General features: G+C 44.7%; 6 protein-coding genes. 2 read left to right on the plus strand and 4 right to left on the minus strand.

The genetic code is table 11. The features are described from left to right. Nucleotides 1-402: 402 nt before the first annotated feature. The 3 genes from P5674_RS10640 to P5674_RS10650 form a co-directional block, all read right to left on the minus strand. On the minus strand, nucleotides 403-2,877 hold the full coding sequence (locus P5674_RS10640; RefSeq protein ID WP_006617326.1) for an ATP-dependent Clp protease ATP-binding subunit: 2,475 nt from the start codon (nucleotides 2,875-2,877) through the stop codon (nucleotides 403-405). 336 nt (nucleotides 2,878-3,213) lie between these two features. Further along, nucleotides 3,214-4,068 (minus strand): META domain-containing protein, encoded by an 855-nt coding sequence (locus P5674_RS10645; protein WP_006617325.1) that lies wholly within the window; start codon nucleotides 4,066-4,068, stop codon nucleotides 3,214-3,216. 352 nt (nucleotides 4,069-4,420) lie between these two features. Next, nucleotides 4,421-5,947, minus strand: coding sequence for a site-2 protease family protein (locus tag P5674_RS10650; protein WP_006617324.1), 1,527 nt, complete (start codon nucleotides 5,945-5,947; stop codon nucleotides 4,421-4,423). A gap of 75 nt (nucleotides 5,948-6,022) precedes the next feature. Between P5674_RS10650 and P5674_RS10655 the strand changes: the two genes are divergently transcribed. Next, nucleotides 6,023-6,670, plus strand: a complete 648-nt coding sequence (locus tag P5674_RS10655) for an MBL fold metallo-hydrolase (RefSeq protein WP_006617323.1) — start codon at nucleotides 6,023-6,025, stop codon at nucleotides 6,668-6,670. A 75-nt stretch (nucleotides 6,671-6,745) separates the two neighbouring features. Continuing rightward, entirely contained in the window at nucleotides 6,746-7,210 is a 465-nt protein-coding gene (locus P5674_RS10660; protein WP_006617322.1) for a hypothetical protein, read from the plus strand. Here the strand turns inward: P5674_RS10660 and P5674_RS10665 are convergent. After that, the gene (locus P5674_RS10665) at nucleotides 7,207-9,375 is read right to left on the minus strand and encodes a PAS domain S-box protein (RefSeq protein ID WP_231852137.1); all 2,169 of its coding nucleotides are present in this window, start codon (nucleotides 9,373-9,375) and stop codon (nucleotides 7,207-7,209) included. The genes P5674_RS10660 and P5674_RS10665 overlap by 4 nt on opposite strands. Between the last annotated feature and the right edge of the window lie 535 nt (nucleotides 9,376-9,910).

Raw genomic sequence — 9,910 nt, forward strand, 5'->3', positions numbered from 1 at the left:
GGGTTTTGGGAGTGGTTTTAATCTCTGTAACCATGTCGCCTCCTTGGGGTGGGTTGGCTAAAATCAGATGTGGAAAGTTAGAATGAATATGTTGCCTATTTTGAGGTTGATATGCTATTATTTAGTATAGCAATGTCTGCCCTAATTGGATTAGAGGGGTTGAGGTATTTGATTGTACCGATGGATATTAGGGGACGCTCAATCGGTAAAATTGTCTAGGGAAAGAATGGGAAACACCCAGATCACAAGAGATAGAGGAAAGTCGGAATCAAAGATTGTGTGGAAATTTGATCGCCTCTGTAAATCTGATCACGATCGCATTATTTAAACGCCGAAAAATCTATAAAAACCATGGCTAAATAAGAGACGAGGGATTATTCCTCGTCTCCCAAGATCAACTACTTAGCCGTTAGTGGTGGCATATTCAGGAAGCCGACGCAGACGTTCTTCACCCGTGATCACTTTGACCTGTCCATCATCATCCAAGTCTACCAAAGCCTGATCACCTGGTTTAAGTGTACCCGATAGCATAGTTTCCGCCAGGACATCTTCTAAGAGGTTCATAATCGCACGACGGAGGGGACGAGCGCCATAATTAGGATCATATCCCACCTCAACAATATGATCTTTAAAGCGATCGCTCACTTCCAAGACAATCTCCTTATCCCGCAAACGAGCAAACACTTCCTCCAACAGGATATCAGCAATCTGTTTAACCTCATCTTTCGTCAACTTACGGAAGACAATAATCTCATCAAGACGGTTAATAAACTCCGGTCGGAAATACTGTTTCAACTCCTCATTAACCAAATTGCGAATTCGAGTATATTGAGCATCTTCCGGTGATTCCTCAAACTCAAAACCGAGACCGCCGCCACCCTTTTCAATCACCTTCGATCCGATATTCGAGGTCATGATAATCAGAGTATTTTTGAAACTGACAGTGCGACCTTTAGCATCAGTAAGTCGTCCATCCTCCAAAATCTGCAATAGCATATTAAAGACATCCGGGTGAGCCTTTTCGATTTCGTCAAACAGAATCACCGTATAGGGACGACGACGCACCGCCTCCGTCAGTTGTCCACCCTCATCATAGCCAACAAAACCGGGAGGGGAACCAATCAGCTTAGAAACTGTGTGGCGTTCCATAAACTCCGACATATCCAAACGGATCATCGCTTCCACGGAACCAAAAAAGTAATAAGCCAAAGCCTTAGTTAGTTCGGTTTTCCCCACCCCGGTTGGACCGGAAAAGATAAAGCTGGCGATCGGTCGGTTGGGGTTTTTCAGTCCCACCCTGGCGCGACGAATAGCGCGGGAAACGGCGCTAACAGCCTCATGTTGACCGATCAGGCGCTGATGTAGGGTATCTTCCATGTGCATCAGTTTATAGGACTCAGATTCAGTCATTTTAGTGACCGGAATTCCCGTCCAAGCCGAGAGAACATCAGCGATATCCTCTTCGGTAACAATTAAGTTAGTTTTGATGCTAGTTTCCACTTGAGAAGCAGCTTCAATTTGGTCTTTGCATTGCAATTCACGATCGCGCAATTCTCCAGCCTTCTCAAAATCCTGAGCTTGAACAGCCGCATCTTTTTGTTTAACAATGTCCGACAGTTCCACTTTCAGATCTCGCACTTCTGGGGGTAACTTAGAGTGCATCACCCTCACTCGCGAGCCAGCTTCATCAATTAAATCGATCGCCTTATCAGGAAGAAAGCGATCGCTGATATAGCGGTGAGATAGTTTCGCCGCCGCCAAAACCGCCTCATCAGAAATAGTCAAGCGGTGGTGTTGTTCATAAGCCGACCGCAACCCAAATAGAATCTCGATAGTTTCCTCAACGCTAGGTTCTCCCACCATTACCGGCTGAAATCGGCGTTCTAAGGCAGCATCACGCTCAATATACTTGCGGTATTCATCCAGAGTCGTTGCGCCGATACACTGCAATTCTCCCCGTGCTAAAGCCGGTTTAAGCATATTAGCAGCATCCATAGTTCCCTCAATAGCTCCCGCTCCCACCAGGGTATGGATCTCATCAATTAATAGGATAATATTGCCACTGGCTTTAATTTCCTGAACAATTTTTTTGAGTCGTTCTTCAAACTCTCCCCGGAAGCGGGTTCCCGCCACCAGAGTTCCCATTTCCAGGCTCACCACTTGGCGATTTTCCAGAAGTTCCGGCACATTGCCGTTAATAATACGTTGAGCCAGTCCTTCTGCGATCGCTGTTTTACCAACCCCCGGTTCACCAATTAGCACTGGGTTGTTTTTAGTACGGCGACCAAGTATTTGAATCACCCGTTCTATTTCGCGATCGCGTCCTACGATAGGATCTAGCTTTCCTTGAGCTGCTAACTGAGTCAAGTTAGTCGAAAACTCATCGAGGGTAGCCGTTTTGCGCCCCGAACTGCGGGAGGTTCCCCCGGCTGAGGCGGGGACTTCCTCCCCTAAATTCTTAATCAGTTCTGTGCGTAATTGTCGGCGCTCAATACCTAAGTTTTCCAGAACCTTGGCTGCTACACCTTCTTCATCTTGCAACAGCCCTAGCAATATATGTTCTGGCGCAATATAATTATTGCCCAACTGCCTAGCCTCTTTCATCGCCGCCTCAAACACCCTCTTAGCGCGAGGTGTAAACGGAATTTCTGGTGGCATAAAACCAGAACCGCGCCCAATAATAGATTCAATCTCCCGGCGGGTATTATCCAAGTTTAGGTTTTGGTCTGAGAGTACCTTGGCGGCGATACTGGTTCCTTCCCCAATAATACCCAGTAGCAGTTGTTCAGTCCCAACGAAGTTATGTCCTAAACGTCGTGCCTCTTCCTGAGAGAGCATCACGGCCTTGATCGCTTTATCTGAAAAATATTCAAACATTTTGTGCTTTTCCCGTCGAGCTATTGTACTTACCTAACCCTGGGGTGTGCTTTTGGTCCGTGCAGGAGGAACATCACACCACCAAGATTTGTAAACTTTTATGTATTTTGCCTATCCTTACTCTATCGCTACTCTAGCAATAATGTAGTAAGGATAGCCGTAATTTTGCTGAAACGGGGACTAAGGGCTAGGGAAAGGGTTGATCAACCCGTCCCCAATTTTTAGGCCTTACTCAGCCAAGAACTTTACCGTAGCAAAATAATTGCTAACGGATCAACCAGGTTTCTTGGTGGCGGTTGATGTCAAATTAACCGCCTAATTATCAATTATCCCTACTCAATTATCATGCTCAAATACCATGATACCTGAACCTGATGCGTTTTGGAAGGTCATCACCAAATTATTACCATTAGTCCGAAACTCTTGCACCCCCTCTAAAGCCTGCATAAACTGCGATTCTTGAGTCATTAACTCTGGTTCACAAGCCATGGAAGTTGAGGCTAAGGTGGTAATTTCTAATTGCTGGTCTTTCACCTCATAACCACCGATTAAACGATTACAACCACCAGTTCCAGAGATGCGATTTTCGGCAAACTCCAAGGTAACTTCACTATGGGCGACGACATCAATCATAGAGTCAGATTTTGTCCAAAATAACAACCGCCACGGCTTATTTAACATTGAGTCCAAACTGGCTTGCTCATGCTTGGTAAACACCATAAAACCCGACCCTGAATCATTTTGGTAATTCATGATTAAATTATCACCATTTACCCGAAACTCTTGCACACCTTCTAAGGCTTTCACAAATTGGAACTCTTGGCTCATTAAGGGTTCTTCGCAAGCCATTCTCGTGCCACCTACCCCACTAATTTCTAGGCGATTATCATGGACTTTATAGCCTGCCATTAAACGATTACATCCCGCCGAACCACTAACTCCATTTTGGTCAAAAGCTAGGGTGATTTCACTACCAGAAACCACATCAACTAACCTATCAGCTTGACTCCAGAATGAGAGTTTCCAGCTACTATCTGCAATGGGGTGATTCATAGCTATATATTGTTCAGAAATATTTTGATTAAACACTGACCCAGACTGGGCTATCCCTTGATTAGCAAACCATAAGGGAGAAGCGATCGCACAGGTAGCTACGACCATTAAACTCTTCCATTGACTTAGTTTTAACATCTTTTTTCACTCCTTAGCAATTCACGAATTAACCATCTAAGTAGAGGAAATCCTGTGGGTTTCTGACCCACGTTTTTAAATCACACTAACCGTAAATTTGGCATCATCTAACACCAGGAATTATTGGGCTTAAATCTCTGGATGCTGTCAGTTTGCTTAATTTTTTCCATCCATCTTGATGATAAGACATAAGTTGACATCTGCCCTCACCATTTTAGGTAATGCGATCGGGTGATTACAATGTGTCAAAAGTCAACAGTCAATAGTAAACAGTTAGATATAGCCAAAACCCAATGACCAAGCCCATGAGAGATGGGGTTAATAACTAAGAAACTGATCATTGTGGTTGGTGTTAGTTAAACAGTTGTTGAGTCAATAGGCGAGGCATAGGTAAAATAATGGTTAGTAAAACTGCCAAAGTAATCAATCCGATTATATCTCGGATCTCATCAACTTCACTAACATCATTAAGGGCTGGTTCATGATTAAGGGGTAAAAAGAATAGCAGGATGGCTAAAATCATAAATTCCGACTGAATTAAAGCCACGAATAACATCAAAAAGCGGGTAATTTGACCAATAATCAGACTCAGGCGCTGACCAAACATAGCATGGACCATGTGGCCTCCATCTAATTGACCAATAGGAAGTAAATTAAAAGCGGAAATCACTAAGCCTATATATCCAGCGATCGCCACCGGGTGTAAATTGATAGCCATACCCCGGCTTAAAGCATCTCCTAAAGCGAGTTTTGCCAAGATAGTTAAAAACATCGAAAACCTAGGATTAAGGGCATTAAAGGTCAAAATTCCCGACTTATCAGGCACAATATCGACGACTTCCGAATGAGCAAATCCCCAGAATAATAAAGGAATAGTCACCAGTAAACCAGCCCAGGGACCAGCGACACTGACATCAAATAAAGCGCGGCGGTGGGGATATGGCGATCGCGTTTGAATAAAAGCGCCAACAGTTCCGAGAAAAAAGGGAACTGGAATAAAATAGGGGGGGGTGACCTGAATCTGATGGTATCTAGCGGTCAAATAGTGGCATAACTCATGAACCCCCAAAATCGCCATTAAAGCGACAGCATAGGGAAACCCGGTCAACAATAGGGAAGGATCATCCTGCCAATCCTGATTTGATATTCCCATAATTGTGCTTCCCGCGACAGTAGTGGTAAACAGAGTAATCACCATGAGCGCCAAGGCTAACAGAGGCTGACTCAGCAGGTCTTGATCAGATTTGGGAGTCCCGTCGGGGTGACGTTGGGGATTTGGGACTAGGGCGAATAGGGGTTTATCAGATAAATCTCGTTGAAATATTACCAAAAAGCGATCGCCAAAATTTGCCTCAATTTTCTCTCGTACCGTTTGATAAGCTATATCAGGTTGCGATCGCAATTGACCCCGACAAATCACCGCCTGGGGTCGATATTCCACATCATGCAACGGAAACACAGACCAAGGGAAACAAGCCCTTAATTTAGTCTCCTCACTCTGGCTGATAGGTGACACAGGTTCTGGAGTTTTGGTAGTTTCTGACACAGACGAATCTGTTTCACTTCCGGCATCTTCTGGGGTAGGATATTGCCGACCAATATGCACCAAAATCCAATATAGACAAGGACAGACAATAAATGGAATAATCACCAGTAAAGCCGGAATCGGGGCCTGTTTGCCATAAATTATCACCCAGCCACTCCAGATAAAAGCAGGTGCCATCATCACCAACCACAATATCCAAACCGGAGTCCTGGTAATGCGGGTGACACTTTGGCGCAAAACTAAATAAGTAACAAGTCCTAGAATTAGTAGTAATAAAACCATAATGATATTTTGATCGCAGGGAACACCGTAACCGGGAATCAGGGAAACCATAAAAGAGGATCTGGTATAGTTTACCGATAACTCGTTGAGATTCAAAAATAGCCCATAGCAACACCAAACAGCGTAATGGTCCAACAGCAGTCTACAACCAAACCACCGAAACCTATTTTTGAAACAATTTATGGATTTTCACCAAACCGAGATACTCTAGGTGGGACAGCTTACCTTATTGTAGAAAATTCAGGTAATATCTTGATCGATGCTCCCCCTTGGACAGAAACTGAGCAAAGGTTTATCCAGGAACAGGGGAGCCTACAATGGTTAGTGATCACCCATCGCGGCGCTATGGGTAAGGCTAGGGAAATTCAGAAAGCCACTGGCTGTCGAATTTTGTGCCAAGAACAGGAAACCTATCTGTTACCAGAAGCTGAGGTCATATCTTTTGAAAGGGAATTTTCCCTAACTCCTGAAATGACGGTGATTTGGACTCCTGGACATTCTCCCGGTTCCTCCTGTGTTTATACTTCCCAGTATGGGGGGATATTGTTTTCAGGTCGCCATCTGTTACCTGATGCTAAGGGTAAGCCTGTCCCCCTGCGAACTGCTAAAACTTTTCACTGGTCGAGACAACTTCGCAGTGTGGGGGTTCTATTGGATAGATTTACGCCGGAAACGTTACAATGGATTTGTCCTGGGGCTAGTATTGGCTTATTACGGGGTAAGTTGGCGATCGCTCAAGGTTATCACCAAATCGCTGATAGCATTAGGGAATAGCTAACCTGAATTGTCCTTTGCCGCTTTTGTGGCAAAATATTCTATAGCTGTTGCTAAATTTATCCCCAAATAATTATGACTTCTGCAACTACACTTTCCGATGCTCCTGATTTGACAGGTGATGATTACATTGTCATTGGTTTAGCCCACTGCTTTATTAAAGAAGATGGGGAAGTCCAACCTGTTACTATCGCCGAACCCATCCCCTCAGCCGCCTTAGAAGCTATTATCAAGGGTATTCCTACCTCCTATAAAATCGCCTCTGCTGTGACCCTGGGAACCTTACTCACCGATGAGTCTGTTACACTTCCTCAAGCCTTCAGCCCAGACACTCAACTTTGCGACGACTTTAGAGAACGTACCATCGCCGCCGCGCGTACCTACAAACGCCGTGAGGTGGCTAAGTCTCATATTCCAGTCGGAACTACCTTCGAGAAATTGAACTTTTCCACCGAACGCAAACGCCTACTTAATTCTGAACGAATTGTTAGCACGGAAGATAACGTTAAGCAACACGCCTACACCCACCAAGTTCTCTAGTTGCACTTTAGCGGTATATATATTCTGAACTCCAAGCCGCCTTGGGGTGGGGAAACACAAGCGATTTCACCACCATGCTTTTCAAGCACTAGGTGATGGGCTATAGACAATCCTAGGGCGGTTCTTTGACCACAGGTAGGCGTGGCTAGTAATGGTTCAAATACCTGTTGAAAGTCCTCTGGGCTTAAACTCAGACCATTATCAGCTATGGAAATCATCACCCCTTTTTTGTCTTTCGACTCCACTATAGTAGTGGTTACTGACAGGGTAGGATGAGCTATGCGATCGCTTCCTACCATCGCCATTTCTAGCCGATCTATATGGTAGGTGATCAGATTCATAAATACCTGATTTAATTGTCCGGGATAACACTCGATTAACGGTAAATCTCCATAGGTTTTTACCAGTTTTATACTCCCTCGCCCTCCCTTAGCCTGTAGGCGATTTTGCAAAATCAGCAAGGTACTATCTAAGCCCTCATGAATATTCGCCGCCTTCATTTGGGCTTCATCTAGGCGGGTAAATACACGCAGCGATCGCACCACGTCCCTAATGCGTTCCGCTCCCACCTGCATAGATTCAAACATCTTCGGTAAATCTATTTTAATAAAATCATAACCTATCTCCTCCATTTCTTCCTCAATTTCTGGCGGGGTTTCTGGATAATACTGTTTATATAAATCTACCAATCTCAGTAGATCCTCAATATACTTATATCCATGACCCAGATTCCCAAAAATGAAATTAACCGGATTATTAATTTCATGAGCAATTCCCGCCACTAATTGTCCCAGAGAAGACATTTTTTCAGTTTGCACCAATTGGGTTTGGGTGCGTTGTAACTGTACTAAAGCCGCTTCTAACTCGCTACGGCGGCGAGTTTCCTGTTCCTCACTTAGGCGCAGTGCAATTTCCATATTACGGCGTTCGGTAATATCTAACCCAACAAATACCGCCGCCGCGCCTCGATGATATTTTTGAGCTACAATTAAATAGGTGCGTGGTTCACCCTTAACATTAGCAATAATTTCCCGCGAACTTGTCCAGTTATTGCTATCAAAAAAAGCATAGACAAATTGATTGAATTCTGGGCTGGTTTGCAGAAAACCTACCTCTTTACCGATGAATTGATGGGTGGGTACACCATAAGCATTAGCTAGGTGTTGATTAACCCCTAAATATCTTAGGTCTGAACTTACCCAAGACACTAACCCTGGTACCGCATTCAAAACAGCTTCGAGTTGGTCGCGCGACTCGGTAATGACTGAGGAAGCCGCTTGACGTTCGGAGATATCTCTAGCAAACCAACAGAGTAGTGGTAAGGTGGGAGAATGGCGATCGCCTGTTTGTATGGCAGTATTAACTTTAATATTAATATCTGAGGGTTTAACCTCCAAATAGTTAACATTCACTTCCACAGGACAAATTATGCCATGGCGACAACTATGGCGTGATTCAAAAGTTAGCGAACCTTTATGGCGAATATCCTCGCACTGGACAGACCAGATAGTTGGGGATAGGTCAGGGTCAATATCGTAGATTTTCAGTTTGAGTAATTCCGCCCGGGAATAGCCTAATAGCCTACAGGCGGTGTCGTTAACATAGCATAACCTACCATCAAGGGTAATCCACAATACCGCATCCGCCGCCCTATCCATGGCTAATTGGGTCAGTTGTAGGGTATCTTTTAACTGTTTCGATTCTGTAATGGCTTCTAACGACAGGATTAAACCAGCGATCGCCCCGGTTTCCGTTTTCCAAGGCTTGACAACCCATTTCACCCATTCTATACTGCCATCACTCAGGCTCAGACAGGTTTCTAATTCCCAAATGTCTAAGGTTCCTGCTAAGGATGCCTCCGCGTTTTCATGCCAGCGATCTGATAAGTTGGGAAATAGCTGATCATGGCATACACCCAGTAAATTCTCGGAAATTTGACTATCACTATAGTGGTCTTGCCATGGCTGGGATATAGCCACATAACGCATTTGGCGATCGACCATAGCGATCGCTGTCGGCATTGATGCCATCAGTTGATTAAATAGTATATCTCCTGATCTCCCTGGAACTGCTGCACTATACATAGAATTATAGCTACAATTATAGCCATTGCTAACTGATGCCGCCTCCTGGGATGAAAAAGATTGTGTGGACTGGTTATTCACAATTCGCGATACTCCGGTTAATTGCATCTAGTTGGCACAGTTAGAAATTACAGAGGAACATTGGAGCGTTTCGGATCATTTATGTTCTATTTCTGTTCCATTTCTACGTTCCATGTCAATTATTATGGGGGGTCTCACCCTCCATTGTATTCTTTGTTACTGATTTTGTCTATATCCCTTTTCAGCCTATGTTCCACGCCCCTATAGCCAGCGGACTGGGTAGGGTGCGTCAGAAGCGGACTCTCTGAATCCTCACCGGACAATTTGCGCCTGACGCACCACAGCTTAATCATATAATCCGTAGGGTGCGTCAGAAGCGGACTCTCTGAATCCTCACCGGAATTTGCGCCTGACGCACCACCTATTAATATAATCCGTAGGGTGCGTCAGAAGCGGACTCTCTGAATCCTCACCGGACAATTTGCGCCTGACGCACCACCTATTAATATAATCCGTAGGGTGCGTCAGAAGCGGACTCTCTGAATCCTCACCGGACAATTTGCGCCTGACGCACCACAGCACAGCGATCGCCATG

This window comes from Limnospira sp. PMC 289.06, assembly GCF_032350395.1.
Classification (GTDB): Bacteria; Cyanobacteriota; Cyanobacteriia; order Cyanobacteriales; family Microcoleaceae; genus Limnospira; species Limnospira platensis.

What these genes read in the sequence shown, in the direction of transcription:
- P5674_RS10640 (WP_006617326.1), bottom strand. Translation starts at nt 2,877, where the DNA reads ATGTTTGAATATTTTTCAGATAAAGCGATCAAGGCCGTGATGCTCTCT.
- P5674_RS10650 (WP_006617324.1), bottom strand. Translation starts at nt 5,947, where the DNA reads ATGGTTTCCCTGATTCCCGGTTACGGTGTTCCCTGCGATCAAAATATC.
- P5674_RS10655 (WP_006617323.1), top strand. Translation starts at nt 6,023, where the DNA reads ATGGTCCAACAGCAGTCTACAACCAAACCACCGAAACCTATTTTTGAA.
- P5674_RS10660 (WP_006617322.1), top strand. Translation starts at nt 6,746, where the DNA reads ATGACTTCTGCAACTACACTTTCCGATGCTCCTGATTTGACAGGTGAT.
- P5674_RS10645 (WP_006617325.1), bottom strand. Translation starts at nt 4,068, where the DNA reads ATGTTAAAACTAAGTCAATGGAAGAGTTTAATGGTCGTAGCTACCTGT.